Annotated in this window: 16 protein-coding genes, 4 tRNA genes and 1 pseudogene; 8 read left to right on the top strand and 13 right to left on the bottom strand. The window is 42.6% G+C overall.

Annotated features, from left to right (window positions below; all coding sequences use genetic code 11):
• Nucleotides 1-6: 6 nt before the first annotated feature.
• A complete protein-coding gene (locus tag FTV29_RS11480) occupies nucleotides 7-1,083 on the top strand; it encodes a PhoH family protein (protein ID WP_005094064.1) in 1,077 nt (358 codons plus the stop codon).
• A gap of 22 nt (nucleotides 1,084-1,105) precedes the next feature.
• Nucleotides 1,106-1,588 (top strand): rRNA maturation RNase YbeY, encoded by a 483-nt coding sequence (gene ybeY / locus FTV29_RS11475; protein ID WP_005094076.1) that lies wholly within the window; start codon nucleotides 1,106-1,108, stop codon nucleotides 1,586-1,588.
• A 178-nt stretch (nucleotides 1,589-1,766) separates the two neighbouring features.
• Here ybeY and FTV29_RS11470 read toward each other — a convergent pair whose 3' ends face one another.
• Entirely contained in the window at nucleotides 1,767-2,624 is an 858-nt protein-coding gene (locus tag FTV29_RS11470; protein WP_005094077.1) for an energy transducer TonB, read from the bottom strand.
• Nucleotides 2,625-2,885: 261 nt separating this feature from the next.
• Between FTV29_RS11470 and FTV29_RS11465 the strand changes: the two genes are divergently transcribed.
• The 3 genes from FTV29_RS11465 to FTV29_RS11455 all read left to right on the top strand — a co-directional run bounded on the left by FTV29_RS11465 (nucleotide 2,886) and on the right by FTV29_RS11455 (nucleotide 5,110).
• Nucleotides 2,886-3,572: a hypothetical protein gene (locus FTV29_RS11465; protein ID WP_159138916.1), complete on the top strand. Its 687-nt coding sequence runs from the start codon at nucleotides 2,886-2,888 to the stop codon at nucleotides 3,570-3,572.
• A 190-nt stretch (nucleotides 3,573-3,762) separates the two neighbouring features.
• Nucleotides 3,763-4,446, top strand: coding sequence for a DUF3108 domain-containing protein (locus FTV29_RS11460; protein WP_373683610.1), 684 nt, complete (start codon nucleotides 3,763-3,765; stop codon nucleotides 4,444-4,446).
• Between the two features lie 88 nt (nucleotides 4,447-4,534).
• The gene (locus tag FTV29_RS11455; RefSeq protein ID WP_005094083.1) at nucleotides 4,535-5,110 is read left to right on the top strand and encodes a xanthine phosphoribosyltransferase; all 576 of its coding nucleotides are present in this window, start codon (nucleotides 4,535-4,537) and stop codon (nucleotides 5,108-5,110) included.
• Between the two features lie 310 nt (nucleotides 5,111-5,420).
• On the opposite strand, the gene FTV29_RS11450 is transcribed toward FTV29_RS11455, so the two are convergent.
• From FTV29_RS11450 to FTV29_RS11440, 3 genes are all read right to left on the bottom strand, one after another.
• A complete protein-coding gene (locus FTV29_RS11450; RefSeq protein WP_034608358.1) occupies nucleotides 5,421-6,083 on the bottom strand; it encodes a hypothetical protein in 663 nt (220 codons plus the stop codon).
• A gap of 83 nt (nucleotides 6,084-6,166) precedes the next feature.
• On the bottom strand, nucleotides 6,167-7,372 hold the full coding sequence (locus FTV29_RS11445) for a CsgG/HfaB family protein (RefSeq protein WP_005168679.1): 1,206 nt from the start codon (nucleotides 7,370-7,372) through the stop codon (nucleotides 6,167-6,169).
• Nucleotides 7,366-7,743 (bottom strand): hypothetical protein, encoded by a 378-nt coding sequence (locus FTV29_RS11440; RefSeq protein WP_005094089.1) that lies wholly within the window; start codon nucleotides 7,741-7,743, stop codon nucleotides 7,366-7,368. The genes FTV29_RS11445 and FTV29_RS11440 overlap by 7 nt, the downstream gene beginning before the upstream one ends.
• 869 nt (nucleotides 7,744-8,612) lie before the next feature.
• Between FTV29_RS11440 and FTV29_RS11435 the strand changes: the two genes are divergently transcribed.
• Nucleotides 8,613-9,080 (top strand): hypothetical protein, encoded by a 468-nt coding sequence (locus FTV29_RS11435; RefSeq protein WP_180075521.1) that lies wholly within the window; start codon nucleotides 8,613-8,615, stop codon nucleotides 9,078-9,080.
• A gap of 53 nt (nucleotides 9,081-9,133) precedes the next feature.
• Here the strand turns inward: FTV29_RS11435 and wrbA are convergent, their stop codons facing one another.
• A complete protein-coding gene (gene wrbA / locus FTV29_RS11430) occupies nucleotides 9,134-9,730 on the bottom strand; it encodes an NAD(P)H:quinone oxidoreductase (RefSeq protein ID WP_005094094.1) in 597 nt (198 codons plus the stop codon).
• Between the two features lie 114 nt (nucleotides 9,731-9,844).
• Between wrbA and FTV29_RS11425 the strand changes: the two genes are divergently transcribed.
• A complete protein-coding gene (locus tag FTV29_RS11425) occupies nucleotides 9,845-11,092 on the top strand; it encodes a YihY family inner membrane protein (RefSeq protein ID WP_005168686.1) in 1,248 nt (415 codons plus the stop codon).
• A 30-nt stretch (nucleotides 11,093-11,122) separates the two neighbouring features.
• Here FTV29_RS11425 and yddG read toward each other — a convergent pair whose 3' ends face one another.
• The 4 genes and pseudogenes from yddG to FTV29_RS11405 form a co-directional block, all read right to left on the bottom strand.
• Nucleotides 11,123-12,010 (bottom strand): aromatic amino acid DMT transporter YddG, encoded by an 888-nt coding sequence (gene yddG / locus FTV29_RS11420; RefSeq protein WP_159138643.1) that lies wholly within the window; start codon nucleotides 12,008-12,010, stop codon nucleotides 11,123-11,125.
• Nucleotides 12,007-12,945, bottom strand: a pseudogene (locus FTV29_RS11415) (DMT family transporter). The gene yddG and the pseudogene FTV29_RS11415 overlap by 4 nt, the downstream one beginning before the upstream one ends.
• Nucleotides 12,946-13,100: 155 nt before the next feature.
• The gene (locus FTV29_RS11410; protein ID WP_074383570.1) at nucleotides 13,101-13,742 is read right to left on the bottom strand and encodes a fumarylacetoacetate hydrolase family protein; all 642 of its coding nucleotides are present in this window, start codon (nucleotides 13,740-13,742) and stop codon (nucleotides 13,101-13,103) included.
• A 42-nt stretch (nucleotides 13,743-13,784) separates the two neighbouring features.
• Nucleotides 13,785-14,282, bottom strand: a complete 498-nt coding sequence (locus tag FTV29_RS11405) for a YcxB family protein (protein WP_005168696.1) — start codon at nucleotides 14,280-14,282, stop codon at nucleotides 13,785-13,787.
• A gap of 160 nt (nucleotides 14,283-14,442) precedes the next feature.
• On the opposite strand from FTV29_RS11405, the gene FTV29_RS11400 reads away from it, so the two are divergent.
• Entirely contained in the window at nucleotides 14,443-15,741 is a 1,299-nt protein-coding gene (locus FTV29_RS11400; protein ID WP_159138619.1) for an SRPBCC family protein, read from the top strand.
• A gap of 105 nt (nucleotides 15,742-15,846) precedes the next feature.
• On the opposite strand, the gene FTV29_RS11395 is transcribed toward FTV29_RS11400, so the two are convergent.
• The 4 genes from FTV29_RS11395 to FTV29_RS11380 form a co-directional block, all read right to left on the bottom strand.
• A tRNA-Arg gene (locus FTV29_RS11395) sits at nucleotides 15,847-15,923 on the bottom strand.
• 295 nt (nucleotides 15,924-16,218) lie between these two features.
• A tRNA-Arg gene (locus FTV29_RS11390) sits at nucleotides 16,219-16,295 on the bottom strand.
• Nucleotides 16,296-16,343: 48 nt separating this feature from the next.
• Nucleotides 16,344-16,420, bottom strand: a tRNA-Arg gene (locus FTV29_RS11385).
• 16 nt (nucleotides 16,421-16,436) lie between these two features.
• Nucleotides 16,437-16,526: transfer RNA gene (locus FTV29_RS11380), tRNA-Ser, on the bottom strand.
• Between the last annotated feature and the right edge of the window lie 108 nt (nucleotides 16,527-16,634).

Here is a 16,634-nt window from a genome sequence, read left to right as displayed (position 1 = left end):
TACTCTTTGACTGCAGCGATTCGACGTACAGTAGCTTTTCCTGGGATTTCAATGGACCGTATCCAAGCGATGTTAGGTGCTTATAACGGTCATTTGAAGCAAATTGAACAACGTTTAGATGTCAAAATCTCCCATCGCGGAGAGAGTTTTATTGTGGATGGTGGAATCGATGCCGTTGAAAGAGCCGAAATGCTCTTGCAACGTCTACACGAAGAATCTGAACAGAGCCAGCAGATCAGCGCAGATACCCTGCACCTAATGATTCAGGGCAGTCAGACTGACCGTGAACTCCAGCAAGATCTAGAAGACCAAGAACATACCGGCCTGGACAATGTCTGGTTACAAACCCGTAAAGGCCGGATCAATCCGCGTGGTGCCAACCAGAAACGTTATGTACAGCGTATTCTGCAAAGTGATATTTCTTTTGGTATAGGTCCTGCCGGAACCGGTAAAACCTATCTGGCTGTCGCTGCTGCTGTGGACATGCTGGAACGCAATGAAATCCAGCGCATTTTACTGGTGCGTCCTGCGGTCGAAGCCGGTGAAAAACTGGGTTTCTTGCCAGGGGATTTAAGCCAGAAAATCGATCCTTATTTGCGTCCATTGTATGATGCTTTGTATGAAATGCTCGGCTTTGAAAAAGTGGCCAAGCTGATTGAACGTCAAGTGATTGAGGTGGCGCCACTCGCTTATATGCGTGGCCGTACCTTGAATCATTCTTTCGTCATTCTGGATGAGGCACAGAACACCACCCCAGAACAGATGAAAATGTTCCTGACCCGTTTAGGTTTTGGTTCACGAGCGGTCATTACTGGTGACGTGACGCAGGTGGATTTACCGCGCGGCCAACAGTCTGGTCTTTCACATGCCCTGCGTGTGATTGATAAAATCCCTGAAATTCATATCACCCGTTTTCATTCGCGTGATGTGGTTCGTCATCAACTGGTACAGAAAATTGTTGAAGCCTATGAAGGCTGGGACAGTGATCAGCAGCGTTTAAGTGCAGAAGCACGTGCCGAACGTAAAGCACGTCAGGACGCCTTGATCGCTGAAAATAATGCTGCCGCAGATGCACAGCATTAAGCTTTCAATTTAAGGATTTGTGTTGAAACTTAGTCTTTCCTTACAGCAGGATTTTCAGTCACCTGAACTGGTACTAAAACGTGCCTCTATTAAAAAAGTAGTCGAAACCACTTTAGGTCATATCGGTACGCAAAGTAATTGCGAAATTGGAATTGCCTGTGTCGATCATGATGAAAGTCATAAACTGAATCTGGAATATCGCGGCAAAGACAAATCGACCAATGTCCTGTCTTTTCCGAGCGATCTTCCAGATGAAATGGCGCAATTTCTGGATGCCTTTCCCATTGGCGATCTGGTGATCTGTATTCCTGTGGTACTTGCTGAAGCGCTTGAGCAGCAAAAAGCGCCGTTGACGCATTTCACCCATATGCTGGTGCATGGCACCTTGCATTTAATGGGTTATGATCATGAAACATCAGATGAAGATGCGGAAGAAATGGAAGGCATTGAAATTGAAATTCTGGCCAAGCTGGGTTTTGAAAATCCTTATCTGGAACGAGATTAAGATTTAAAAGAAAATGAAGGAAGCGAGCTGAGGCTCGCTTTTTTAATGCTTTATATTCGCTCTTCCTCTAGGAGATGAGAATCCTCAGAATATATTCTGAGTTCGCAAGGGAGAGGTTCTAATACCTGTTAAAACCCCTCTCTAACTCTCTCCCAAAGGGAAAGAGAACTAGAATGAATTAACGTACTTCAAACTCTGCTTCAGCCGGATCAAAACGCCAGGTTCGGATAATCCGCAATTCAGAAATTTCCTTCATTTTGGCATCAAACGCACCAAATGGCGCCGCTTTACGTACAGAAGATTTCGCAGCCTCATCCAGCATGGCATGTCCTGAACTGTCAATTAATCGGATGGCACGAATCCCTCCATTCTGATTCAGGATCACCATCAGACGAACTTCACCTGCCAGATTCTGCTGCTTGGCAGCTTCCGGATAATACTGATTGCCATAAAACTCTACTTTCTGACGGAACTTTTCCAGATAGGCTGCGGAGACATCCTGCTTGGATTGAATACCATCCACAGTTTTAATTTTTTGCTGACGACTAAAATTTTGCTGACGCTGTAAATATTGCGCTTCCAGACTGGCCACCATGGCTGCTTTGGCCTGAAACTGGCTTTGTAACTGCTCCTGCATTTTTTTACGCTGATTTTCTTCTGCCTGTTTTTGCCAGCTCAAGGTGGTCATCAGCACTTTTTCTTCAAAACTGAGTTCCTGTTTCTGTTGCAGCAGATCCGGACTTTCTTGTTGTTCTTCCCCTGCCTTCTGCTCTAACAAAGGAGATGGCATATCACTCGACATCCGATGCGCTTCTCGAAACTTGCCAGACCCTTGCTGGTCTGTCTGGGCCAGAAAATCAGCGTGTTCAATTTTTTCATCTGTTTGTCGCAAGCTGACTGCAATTTCTTTGGTGCTGGTCTCCCGATCTTGCGGCATACCAAATTCCAGTGTCAATACGATCAAATGCAGAATGCCTGCGGTGAGCACGGCACTGCTAAACACTGGATCTTTCCACCAGGTTCTGACCAGAGGCATTAATATCATTGTTTATCACATTACCCAAACTCAGTCCTGAGTTCAGTTCCCCAAAAAAGTATTTTAAAGATTAAAAACAAACAAATTGGGCATTTCTATTTTAAAAGTGCCAAATCCATCAAATCTTCAACGTTACATAACTAAAACTATAAAAATGGTGCTATTTATTTTGCTAAACTTCAAGCTTGAATACTTGTATTTTTCATACAATTCGACAAGATACACTTCGAGTCAAAAATAAAGTTGCTAGGATGCTTCAATATGCAAACGCTAATTTCCAATATTTCCAACCGAATCCGCCAAGTGTATCAGAGGGCGGAAGGATTTATTGAGGATGAGCGTGAATTCCCTTTATCGCAAGTCTTCTTAAATGCAACTTTTCAACGCTTTGTCACCGACAATGTCGATGCACTGAAAGACTTACACGCAGACCTGCATGAAGACTGGCTGCGTCTCTACGCGACACTAGACTATAAAGGCCTGAATATCACTTTGTCGGTAGACTTGAAGCTGGTTCAGATGGAACTGAATAAGACCACCCAGCTGATTGTATTCGAGCAAATCAGTGATACACAGCTTATTGACGCCAAATATCCAAATCTGTTGTATAAGCTTGGGGTGCGTTTTGCCCTGTTCTTCTATCAACGCATCTTGAACAAAGATCCATTGGGCATGATTCTGGAAAAACTTGGCGTTATTAAAGTCATTGATGACTTGCTGTATCTGGACTTGAACCGCTGGTTAGGCAAAAACCGTTCGATTATTGACACTCTAGGAAAAGTTCATGTGAATCATGCAGTGCTTCGCGAAGCTGAACTGGTGGTGATTGGTAATGTGAATCTGGCAGCCCTGTTTAGAAAACTTTCTCAAGACAGAGAGGAAAATTGGAATGAAGACGAAATGGACGATAACCTAGTGACCCCGATCAAACAGAAAGATCCGTCTTGAATACTATTCAATCCCGTTTTTTGAACTTTTGTTGAAAAAAACTACATGAAAGATACATTTTTGCTAGAAATATCCCTTAAATTTCCATATTTTGCCTAAAGAATAAAAGCTACAACAAGTAAGATATTTTGCCCGTTTAACCAATATAGGAAAATGACTAATGGTGAAGACTGTATTTAAGACTTTAGCGATGACCACAGGTCTAAGCGGTGCAATACTGTTGACTGGTATTTCTAGCCAGGCTTTTGCCATGACGCCTTTCCAAGCCAATTATCAATTTAGCTATAATGGCAAGAATATGGGTTCTGCCACCCGTACTCTGAGTAAATCTGGCAATAACTGGACTTACGTCTTTGCTGCAAAAGCCGGTGGTATTGCTTCAGCAACTGAAACCAGCCGTTTCACCTTTAATAACGGCAAGATTGGCTCCAGCAGTTTCAGTCGTAGCAGTAAAATCCTGGTGCATAACAACACCATGAGTATTAACTTTAATCCTTCCAGCAAAACCATCAATACCAGAAAAGATGATGAAAAGCGTTCTTTTGCCTGGAGAGCCGATGTTCTGGATGAACTGAATGCGGAATTACAAATTCGTGAAGATCTGAAAAATGGTGGCTTAAAATCGAATTATTATCTTGCTGATGCCAAAGAGGTCGAAGGCCGTAAGTTTGTTAAGCAAGGTACAGAAACGGTCAGTACCAAATATGGTTCGTTTAATACCATCAAGGTGGTGATGAAGCATAGCAAGCCGGGTCGTGAAACCATCTTCTGGCTGGCACCGAAACTTGACTATCTGCCAGTCAAGGTTTCGCATGTAGACAAGAAAACCTCTTATGGTTTGCTATTAACTGACTATAAAGGTGCAAGCAACTAAGATTTTGGCGAATTTCACTTGATTTTTTCCGGGTGCTTTTTACAATACGCTTTTGCTTGAAAAAGCACCTGCTCTTGAGGATTCTCCCGTGCATGCACTAGAACAGAAAATCTTGGCCGAAGGCATCGTTCTCTCTGAAGAAGTTTTGAAAGTGGATTCTTTCTTAAACCACCAGATTGACCCAGTCATGATGCAATTAATTGGTCAAGAATTTGCGCGTCTGTTTAAGGATGCTGGTATCACCAAAATTATTACGATTGAAGCATCAGGTATTGCACCTGCAGTGATGGCAGGTTTAGAACTTGGTGTACCTGTCATCTTTGCACGTAAATACCAGTCTTTGACCCTGAAAGATGATTTATACCGCTCTAAAGTGTTTTCATTTACCAAACAGACTGAAAGCACCATCGCAATTTCAAATAAACACATCAGCTCAACCGACAAGGTTTTAGTGATTGATGACTTCCTGGCGAATGGTCAGGCGGCGCTGGGTCTGGCCGATCTGATTCATCAGGCCAATGCAGAAGTGGTCGGTATTGGTATTGTGATTGAAAAATCATTCCAGCCTGGTCGCGACTTGCTGCTTGAAAAAGGCTACCGTGTGGAGTCACTGGCACGCGTAAAATCTTTGGCAAATGGCACAGTTGAATTTGTTCGCGACTAAGCTCGACAATCAATTTTAAAAGAGCGCTTATGCGCTCTTTTTTATTTTGTCTATCTGATGAAATAAATTAAAAATATTCAAAGCTCGACTCTAGTTCAATCTAATGTGTTATTCATGATTCCTGACTTGATCCTAGATGAATGGCTTACTTTTAAATTCGAAGTGATTAAACCTCTAAAATAGATCGTGTCATAAAATAAATAATTTTTCTATCCGATGAATAAACAACCAGTTATAGCAATTTTATTATAAGATAAAGAGGTCTAACTATCTGCAAATAATTAGACCTCTGTTCACCTTGAACAAGAGTTTATTTAACCGTCACAGTAATACTGCCGCTATTTACAGCACCGATAGCGGTAGTTGTGATGCTATTGTTAATAGCAGTTTGAGTTCCTTCTGCAATCGCATTGACAGAGGCATCAATGGTACCCGCATTATAGGCAATGTTCGCTACACTATAATTGCTTAAAGTTTCATTGATCTGCTCACTATAGTTGGTAGACAGTGATGAACTTACAACTTCCGATAGATCTGAACTATCCGCAACCTCGGATAACTCTTCTAAGGTTTCAGAATTATTCGTTGCACTGGTGACTTGACTGAAATCATAGTCATATGTTTCATCTGATACGTCTGATATCACCTGATTGAAGCTGCCTTGCTCAATCGTGATACTACCTGTGTTCGCTGCACCAATTGCAGTAGTTTCAATTGTCCCTTCAATTGAACTAATCGCATCTGGTACTTCTCTTACTGCTCCTGCAAGTGCTTCTAAATCAACGCTTGCATCAACATCACCTGTATTCACTGCCAGATTCAGCGCAGAACCATTTTCAACCTGCTGAGAAATAGAATCCAGAGTAGCTTGTAAACCGGTATCTACTTCCACATTGGTTTCTTGAGCATATGCCATCCCCGCACTAGACAGAAAGGCGACGGATAATGCGACTGTTTTGATCGTGTTTTTCATCATTGTTCTTCCTACTGTTATTTTAAAGTACCTCTCGCTAAGTACTTCTTCTGACAATGGGAGCGAGCCCATTTTCAAATCTTTTAATCACGTTGAATATTTGACCAGTAATTCTCCACTACCTCTGGATTGGCATCCCATAAACTGGATGACTTCTCCTCAGCTTGTTCTTTGTTGGCTTGTTCTTGAACATCTTTTTTGTCATTTATTTTGCTTGTCGGAGATGGGCGCTTAGTCTTACTAATATATTTAATCAGTTCCTGTTTGCTCATTTCAGGCTCGGCTTCAGGATTCTGAATCACCTCAGATTCTTTCTGCTTAGGCGGCTTGGTATCTTTGCTGGGTGAATTGGTCGACTTGTTTTTTTCATTGGATGAATCTGCCTGACGTGAGGCCGATTCCTGAACAGGGTTGCTGGAATCGGTACTGATTTGTTGCTGATTTTTCTTATATTTATGCAAGGCAACAGAACTGCGAGTGAGATCTAAGCGACCAAATTCAGGTGGAATTTCCGCACGGCAACTTGCAAACACTGCCGGTGGCACGACCTGACTGAGTAATTCAAAAGTGGCCAGGTTCAACATTTGGCGTAAGGCAAAATTAGTCGCCTCTCGTTCTCCCTTGCCAATTTGAATATTTAACAGTGTACGACCCGCGAACCTGCCCGCACTCAGACCATAATCCTGTGCAGCAATCTGCTTTTGCAAGGAAACATTACCCACCACTTTACTGCTGCGGGTATCGGTCAGAGATAAATCCAAACCGACCATAATACGGGTTTGACTGTAATTCGGGCCGACTCCGGCAATTTGCATGTCAAAACCCCCACCCGGAATAAAATCCAGACTGTTAATACTGCCGGTGACATAATAATCGGAGGCCTGAATTTGCCTTGGATCACGAATCCCCCACTTGGCTTCACTTTCGATAATCCGGGGATCACGTCGGTTCATTAAACTGACGCCCGCCTGAAACAAGGCAGACTGCACCATATCTCCCGCACCCTGGGTCACCATTTTGCCACTTCCGCCATTGGTGACTACGTCTTTACCGGTTTGATCCAGAATCGCGCCAACAGAGAAACTCACATCGCTACGTAGTTGCCCTTTAAGGCAGGAGAGCGCCATATCAAAAGGGGTAAAAATATCGGTAATGGGTGGTCCTTGCACCAGACTAACTGCTTTCTTGTTTGAGGGAGCTAAACCTGTACAGCCTGTTAGAAGCGAGCTAAAAAAAACAGGAATACTCAGAGAAAATATATATTTTCGGGTTAAGGAGAAATTCAGCATAGCGACTCTCCTGATTGAGTACTTAAATTAGGACAGCGCTGAGCGTTTTGATTGGTATTTGAATTAACAGGTGCTTCATTGAGTAATTCACTCGAAATATCGATGTTGTTGTCTGAACCTTCGACATTGATATTGTTTGTGGGTGTATTTACGGTACCTATAGAGGTGGTTGAGGTACTGTAAATAGTGGTTCTACCTAATCCAGAATAATAATCGGACTCCTTGAGCTCGATCAGATTGGCTTGAACTAGATTTTCATTGGAGCGGGCACTTGATGATTTCCAACGCTGCGTCCACTCATCAGATGTGGCATAAGCATTGTTTAAAAAACAAAAACATAATAAACCCAGATTGATGACTAATATTCTCATAATCTTAATATCCTCTGATCTAAGATATTTATTTAATTCTTGGGTTGAGTAAGATTAAATTTATCTGAAAAATATTAAATCACATAAAAAAATGAAAAGTAGAACCCAGCATTATTCACATATTTATTTATATTGATTAAAAAACCCATATATTTGTTTTTATTTATAATAATTATTTTTGTTATATTTTGTGATTTGTAAGAAATCATTATATCGAAAATATATGAATATAATAATCATCTAAAAAACTTGATTAAAATAATATATTTTTTATCTTATCAATAATAAATAAATTATCTAATCACGACCCAAATTATTATTTATTTTAATTTTAAAAATCTGTAAATTTTTATTTTATTAGAACTTCTCATTAATAATAATAAATATCACACTTTATTAAAAATACAATTAATCAATGAGAATGAAAACCACTTATAAAAAAATGCCGATTTTAAGCTGTTTTTTTGATAAAAAATGCCAAATAGCTTTAATGAATCCTTTCTGTTTGCAAGCTTTTGAGAGCAGCCAGCAAACCGTCAGCTGCTTTGAATATAAAGAAATGGCCAATCAGGCCTGTGTATAGATAGAGTACTGAGGAAGAAAAACCTCCAAAATCTTATAGTGTCCTGCATGATCGAAATAATTCAAAAATGACTCACGCAGATAAAAATAAATATATTTACAGCTGAAATACAATGTTTGAGCGTTAATTCAACTAGAATCAGGAAGGTAGGAAATGCTCCTGACCTCAGGATTCAGCATGTATATATGCTGTTGCAGCATATTATGAAGAGCTGCTGATCTAGAGAAAATTGCATCTCCTCCATAAACTTAAAACAAGTGAATACCAATCCTTGATGGAAAAACCTATGCAATGTCCTAAATGTGGTTCCACTGACATCGAACAGCGTGATCACGAACAGAATTTAAAGAAAATTGGTGGCATTCTCATGAGCTCGGCAGGTGCTACTGCGGGTACAGTCGGTGGTGCTGCTTCTGGCGCATCCGTTGGCGCAGCGATTGGTACTGTTGCTGGCCCCTTAGGTGTAATTTTAGGTGGGACAGTGGGTACTTTTGTCGGGGCAATCAGTGTTGGCATTACCGGTGGCGTAATAGGAAATTTCCTCGGCAAAAAAGCCGGGATTTCCGTCGACCGTAATTTATTCTTGGATTATCAATGTTTAAAATGCAAACATAGATTTATTCAAAAAGATCAAAAAGATCAAAAAGATCAAAAAGATCAAAAAGATCAAAAAGATCAAAAAGATCAAAAAGATCAAAAAGATCAAAAAGATCAAAAAGATCAAAAAGATCAAAAAGATCAAAAAGAAGATTAATATCATGAAGGAAATGAAGTGAGTGAGTTCTTCATTTCCTTGTGAGTTAATGCTTAAGACTGATTGAGTTTTAAAGCCACTTCAGCCAGTCGTTTGCCCTGTACTTCGCACAAAACTTTTTCATCTGGGCTTAAACCCTGATCATGCCGTGGGCCACTGACATGACTGGCACCGTACGGCGTACCGCCAGTCTTGGTATTGGACAAGGCAGCTGTAGCATTACTGAGCCCCATAATCATCATACCGTGGTGGAATAATGGTGGCAGCATAGTCAACAAGGTACTTTCCTGTCCGCCATGCATGGAGCCCGATGCGGTAAAGACACAAGCCGGCTTACCATGCAACGCGCCATTCAGCCATAGACTGGTGGTCTGATCCCAAAAGTATTTCATTTCTGAGGCCATATTGCCAAAACGGGTCGGTGAACCTAAGGCCAAGCCAGAACACTGGGCCAAATCCTCTAAACTGCAATAAATATCCCCTTCTGCCGGGATACTCGGCTCGGCTATGGTTACGACGCTAGAAATATTCGGGACAGTCCGAATTTTTACCGCCATTCCTGCCGATTCAACGCCATTGGCTATCAGATGTGCCATTTCTTTCGTTGAGCCATATTTGCTGTAATATAAAACAAGAACATAAGGTTGCATGAGGCTTCTTATTCATTACTTAAAAAAATAAAACTATACGATATTCTGTAACTTTTTTGGTTAAGCTAATGGATGAAAATTCATGATGATTAAAAAAATTGAGATTGGATGCACATGATTGTTGAGTATTTAAAAAAGTTACCCTTTTATGAGAAACACTGGTTTCAGTTTATTTTATTCGTACTTCGACGCTTTGAAGCAGACCGTTGTCGTGAGCAAGCCGGTTCTCTGACCTATACTACGCTTTTCGCAGTCGTGCCGATGTTGACGGTTTTCTTGGTTATTATTTCATCGATTAAAGCCTTAGAGCCTGCACGACAACAATTGCAACAGCTGATCTACAGTAACTTTCTACCCAAAACCACGATTGCCTTTGATAAAGCGCTGAATGCCTTTACCGATAAATCCAGTAATTTAACCGTGATTGGTATCCTGTTTTTATTTATTACGACCGTATTGATGCTCACCAGTATCGAAACGGCCTTTAACCGAATTTGGCGAGTGACTCAGACCCGAGGTGGAATCATCGGGTTTATGCGCTACTGGACTATCATTTCGCTGGGACCGATTTTACTGGGTAGTGCCTTCGTCATTTCATCAACCGTGGCTTCCATGAGTGTCCTCAGCAATAACTTTGCCGGGTATGAACTTAATGGTGCTTTTGTCCTCTGGGCCATTTCTTTTTCTCTGACCGTACTCGGATTTTTCATTCTAAACTGGACCATCCCCAATCGCAGTGTGCCACTCAAGTCTGCATTTATTGCCGGCCTGTTTAGTGCAGTGGTGTTTGAGCTGCTTAAAAACCTGTTCGGTTTTGTGATGTCAAACTTTACCAGTTATGAGATTGTCTATGGTGCATTCGCCGCTGTGCCGATCTTTCTACTGTGGATTTATTTATCCTGGAATATTGTCTTACTCGGCGTTGAGATCAGTTATGCCCTGACGGCCTTTGAATCTGGCCAGGATCATAAACGTCACCCAATCATCATGCTGCTGGATCTATTAGAGCTGTTTCATAAAAAGCAAAAAACTGGTGAGAGCATTAGTGAAGCAGAAGCATTAGATGCTTTGGGTCGTGATGAAATTGGTCGCTGGCCAAACTATGTGAGCATGTTTGAAAAACAAAATCTGATCAAACGTACCGATGACAATGAATATGTCTTGGTACGTGATCTGGATCAGGTGAGTTTTTGGGACTTTTATCTGCAACTTCCTTATCCATTGCCACGTAAGCATCACTTCACCGAGGCACATACCGAGGAAATCTGGATGCAGAAATTCTCGCCTAAACTACAGGAAACCGATCAATATCTGGAAGAAAAGCTGAGTTTTCCACTTTCTGAATTGTTCCGGAATAAATAATCCTAAATCCTCTCGCTTGAGAGGATTTTTTTAAGTTGTTTGCGTAGACTTCCAGCAGACGATCGCACCTGCGGTCACCAAAGCAGTACCAATCCAAAAACTCAGCTCGGGCCGAATATCCAGAATCAGCATCGACATAACTGAAGACAGAATTGGCATAAAATAGGTGGCCAAAATCAGTACCTTGATATTGCCGTACTGCATGCTCTGATTCCAGTTACTATAAGCAATTCCGATCAGACTGCCTACTATGGCGATCCCCAGCCAGAGCTTCAATGAAGGCATCCTGAAAGGCTCATCCAAGCCCAGATGTAAGCCCCATAACGCAATGACGGCGACCACAAAAAAAATCGGTACGCCATTTTGTCCACGACCATATTTTCTGGTCAGAATGCAATAACATGGCCATAACAAGGCACCGATAAAAGCAAAGCCATAAGCCCAAGGATTTTCAGCTAAAACCTGCATAAGTTTCGATAGATTGGTAATTTCAGGATTGACCACCAACATCAGACCGACTACAGCAAGCAAAAATCCTGGAATGACCCAAAGACGCGCCTGCAATTGCCGGGCAAATATCGAAAAGACAATCATCAAGGGTGGCCAGAGATAATTGATCATCGCAATCAGCATCACCTGTTCACGGTGATCCGACCAGGCAACTGCAACAAGAAATAGAATTTCATAAGCAACGAACAAAGCCCCACACCCCAATAGATAGCACTTGGACATTTGCCTGATTTTAGGAAATCCAATCAATGCCAGAATCGCCAGACTACTAAAACTGTAAATCAGGGCAATCCCCTGCACCGGACTGGTAGATTCGGTAATCAATTTGACCACAGCCACCAGACTGGCCCAGATCAGAATGGAAGACAGGCCAATCCAGGTGGCCAGTTTCATCGACCAGACGTTCATGTTTGCTCTTGAGGATTGTTCGTTGTATTCGGTTTTTTCTGCCATCCCTGCAAGCTCACCAGAATCACGCCCAGCATGACCATACAGGTTCCAACAATAAAATTCAGTTCGATCTGTTCATCCAGAATCAGCACCCCAAACAGCATGCCAAATACAGGCGTTAAAAAAGAAAATACGCCCAAACGTGAAGCCAGATAATGTTTCAGCATCCAGAACCAGATCAAATAACTGGCAAAGGAAATCAGCACGGTATGAAAGATCAGACTGGAAATAGACAGGGTCGTCCATTGAATGGTTGCTTGCCCACTAAAAAAGGCCAAGGGTAGCAATAATATGCCGCCCATCAATAATTGATAGAATAAGGTCTGGGTGGCAGGTGCTTCAGCCAGTCGGCTCAGACGTACACTGAAGTGGTGGCTGCCCAGAATATACCTCCGAGTAAGGCCAGAAAATCTCCCCACAAAGCATCGGTTTGTAAAGTAGAGCTTGTCTGTGGTCTGAGTAAAAAACTGACCACAATCCCGCTAAATGCCACGAAGATACCGCCCCATTGCACACGCGACAAACGCTCTGCCGGCAATTTCCAGTACAGACCCAATGCGACAAAAATCGGCGCAGTATAAAGCAAAACAATGGTATGCGAAGCTGAGGTATAGCGTAGTGCTTCCCCAATCAGATGAAATTCGGTTGCGAACAGTATTCCGACCAGCAATCCTGCAGGCAAATAGCGGGTGCTCAAAAGCTGACGGCGCACGCTCTGCTGAATCAGGGGGATACACCATGATCGCAGACAAGGCTGAACGCAAGGCAATTTGCATCAAGACTGAAATATCACTGGCCGCCCATTTCAGCACGACCTGTTGTAGCCCCCACAACATACATAATACAAACATGATGGCAGATGCTTTGGTATCTAGCGCCTGACGTTGCTTCACCCCTACTCCTGTGACCGCTTTAAAGTGCCCACTATAATCTTCTCTGCGGTAAAACAATACTTTTCTATTATTTTGCCAGCGCTGTAAATATTTTAAAACTCGATAAAAAAGGACTGCGTTCGCAGTCCTTTCAATCAAAAAATAAACCGTTCAGCTTATTTAACCCAAGTCGTCCAGATATAATCCTGAGACTGGCCTTTCAGGGTCATTTTTAACTGATCGCCTGCATGCAATGCCGCCACACCTGCGGGTGTACCCGTCATCACCACATCACCTTCTTCTAAAGTGAATACCTGGCTGATATCTGCCAGTAAAGTCGCGATATCAAAAATCAATAAAGCGGTATCGCCTTTTTGACGCAGTTCTTCATTCACCTCCAAAGTGTAATGCACATCTTGCCAGTCCGCGACCACATCATTCACAGGAATCCAGTCTGACAACAGACACGAACCATCAAAGGCTTTGGCACGTTCCCAAGGCTGGCCTTTTTTCTTGAGTTCATCCTGCAAGTCACGCAGGGTCAAGTCCAGACCTAAAGTCACCGCACCCACCGCTTGCAGTGCTTTTACAGGATCATTTTCTTTGCTTAAAGTCCGGTCAATACGCAAACTGAGTTCACATTCATAGTGGCAGTTGCCCCACTCCGGATTCCATTCAATCCCTGCATCAAGCGAGCCTAAGGCACTCGGTGGCTTAATAAATAAGACCGGACGATCAGGGATCGCATTTCCGAGTTCTTTGGCATGATCGGCATAACTGCGACCAACGCAGACAATTTTGGATGGGCGTGTACTCATGATCAAAACTTTCCTTTATTTGTCTTTATATCGATCTCTGGATTATTTTTTAAATGCATTCTCAAAAATGTTTTGCTCAGTCGCATCTTTAAAGGCACGTTTTGGCACAATGATGACGGTACGGTTTTTCAGTTCCAGCATATAGGTCAGTTTGCCGGCAGCAAAATTCTGCACTTCACTATACGCTACCAGCTTGCTACGCTCATTATTAAAAATCTCCGCATAGTCCTGATACAGATCAAGGCCTTGTTCACTCTTACCAAACTGATATTTGACGAACTGGCGTTTAAACATCATCGGCAGAAACCAGTAACGCATGATGCCTTGCAGGATCAGGAAGAATGCCCCCAAAGCCACGTAATAGCGTCCTACCCCGTCAAAGCCCATCGAAAAGCCCCAAAGGATAATCCCGATACTGACCAGAGGCGTCAGAAAACGTGAAATCTGCTTTTTGCCAAAAGTCGCCAAGGCAAAACCATCCTGAGATTCTTCTAAAGTCAGAAAATAACGGGTCGATAAAGTCGGTGCTGACTCAGTCATAGCATCACATCAAAAAAATAAAATCTTGCCCAATACTATAGCAAAATATGCACAATGCTTATGGCCTGACGCATCAATTACATAACTTTGCTTTGGAAAAACGTGTATTTAGTTTTAAATAAACAGCAATTAAAACAAAAAATATGCAACAGGATGTTGAATGAAAGGATTCAAGCAATGTATTGCAATCGGTATCTGTTCGGGTCTGTCTACTCTATCACTGGCCAAGATCATTCCCTTGGATGCAGAATTACCCAGTAGCCTGAGTGCTTATCCGGGCAATGCCCAACAATTGGCAGAATTGACAGGCGAAAGGATTCTGATTTATGCGCATCCGGTGACTAAAACCCAGCTTCCTACCTTAAACAGTAAGGCCACCAGCAAGGCACAATTTTATAGTGCCGCCGTGGTTTTGCCTGTGGCTGAAACACAGGTCGAGAAATTGCTACAGCATTATCCGGATTATGTTGGCCTGTTTCCGACTTTAAAGTCGGCCAAGATTCTAGAACAGCAAGGCTCGATTCAGCAGGTCAAATATCAGGTGCATATCCCCACACCAATTCCGATATTGAACTTCAAAGAAACCGTGGTGATGCAGCATCATCTGGGCAATAACAGCATCAGCACTTTAATTATTGATGCACCCATTCCTTATGGCGCGGGAAAACTGGAATGGTTCGCGCTTGATCCGCACAGAACTCTGGTGACAGTGACCCAGTGGGGCGACCTGAACCAGCCCAAAGGTTTTCTATTTAGTAAAATTCTCAATGCCCTGCCTGAAGCCAAACTTGGCATTCCTCCCGGTACTAACGCATTTCTACTCGAAGCATTGCAACAGCGCTTTAAAACCAGTCATGCCACAACACTCACCGCCCCGACTCCACAACTGAAATTTAATTCACAACAGCTACAGAAGATTGCCCAGCTTAGTCAAAAATCCGGCCAACCGGTCAGTTTTATTTTGCCCAGCTATCAGGTCAAAGAAGGAAAAGCGTCAGAAAATTTGAGATTTAGCAGCACCTATCAATACTTTCCGCATTCGGTAGACAAGCTACGACCGTGGTTGGCTGCACAAGCCAGTCAACAGCTTTTCCCGCGCCAGATCAAGAAAGTCGAACTTAACCCGATCAATACCCAAAGTGTAGATGCCAACTATAAAGTTTCAGTGGGCTTAGGCGTGATTCAGATTCCATTTAACTTCAAGATGCGTTTTTACCAGCCCGATCCCTTGCAGAATCAGTTCAATGCCAATGGTGGCGACTTAAAGTTTGTCAAAGGCGGCATGAAGCTATTGCCGCAATCACAAGGTAATCTGTTCCAAATCACCAGCAGCATGAAGATTCATGATCAGGCACCGTTTTTATTAAGGGCCATGCGCAGTCTGCCCTATCACGATGTATTACCTGCGGTGGGTGGCAATACCGTCTATGCACTCAAGGTGCAGCAAAAATTAAGATAATCAACGAATCGGTAGTTATTGGTTTTTTATATGAAAAAGCTTTAAATATCACAGACGTAAAAAAACCGCATCAATGTGCGGTTTTTTCAGAATTCTTATCAAGATTGGTGCGCTCAGAGAGATTCGAACTCCCGACCCCTTAGTTCGTAGCCAAGTGCTCTATCCAGCTGAGCTATGAGCGCGACGTCTTGATGGGGTGCATTATACGGTTTTTTTAAGGCTTGTTAAGTGTTTTTTAATAAAAGCACAACTGAATGTATAGTAATTAAACGATACAGCAGTATTGACAGTTTTCTGTGAGAATTTCTGCACATTTAGAGCTAAAAACAATTAATACCATCCGGACTTTGACGCTGCATTCAATGTGGCGACAAGCTCCATTTCATCCTGATGAAAAGTACACAGCAAATACCGAGAAAGATGTTCCCAAATTTCAGGCACAAAAAAACCGCTATGAAAGCGGTTGATTGTTCAAGTTGGTGCGCTCAGAGAGATTCGAACTCCCGACCCCTTAGTTCGTAGCCAAGTGCTCTATCCAGCTGAGCTATGAGCGCGTAACTTGTGTGCCTAGGTTGGCAATACGTTTTTCTGCTTAACTTACTTGGTGCGCTCAGAGAGATTCGAACTCCCGACCCCTTAGTTCGTAGCCAAGTGCTCTATCCAGCTGAGCTATGAGCGCGCGATATAAGTAAGCGTGGCGGTGAGAGAGGGATTCGAACCCTCGATACAGTTACCCGTATGCGTCCTTAGCAGGGACGTGGTTTCAGCCACTCACCCATCTCACCGTAACGTGCGGCCATAATACAAATTTCGGCATGGCACTGCAAGCGCAGCATCGAAAAAAAGTGCATATTTTTGCTCGTTTAAATACTTTTTAAGCAATTCAGCGATTT

The sequence above is a fragment of the Acinetobacter sp. YH12254 genome (assembly GCF_013417415.1).
Taxonomy (GTDB): domain Bacteria; phylum Pseudomonadota; class Gammaproteobacteria; order Pseudomonadales; family Moraxellaceae; genus Acinetobacter; species Acinetobacter pseudolwoffii.
The sequence above is the reverse complement of the archived record's forward strand: the minus strand, read 5'-3'. Positions and strand labels throughout refer to the sequence as shown.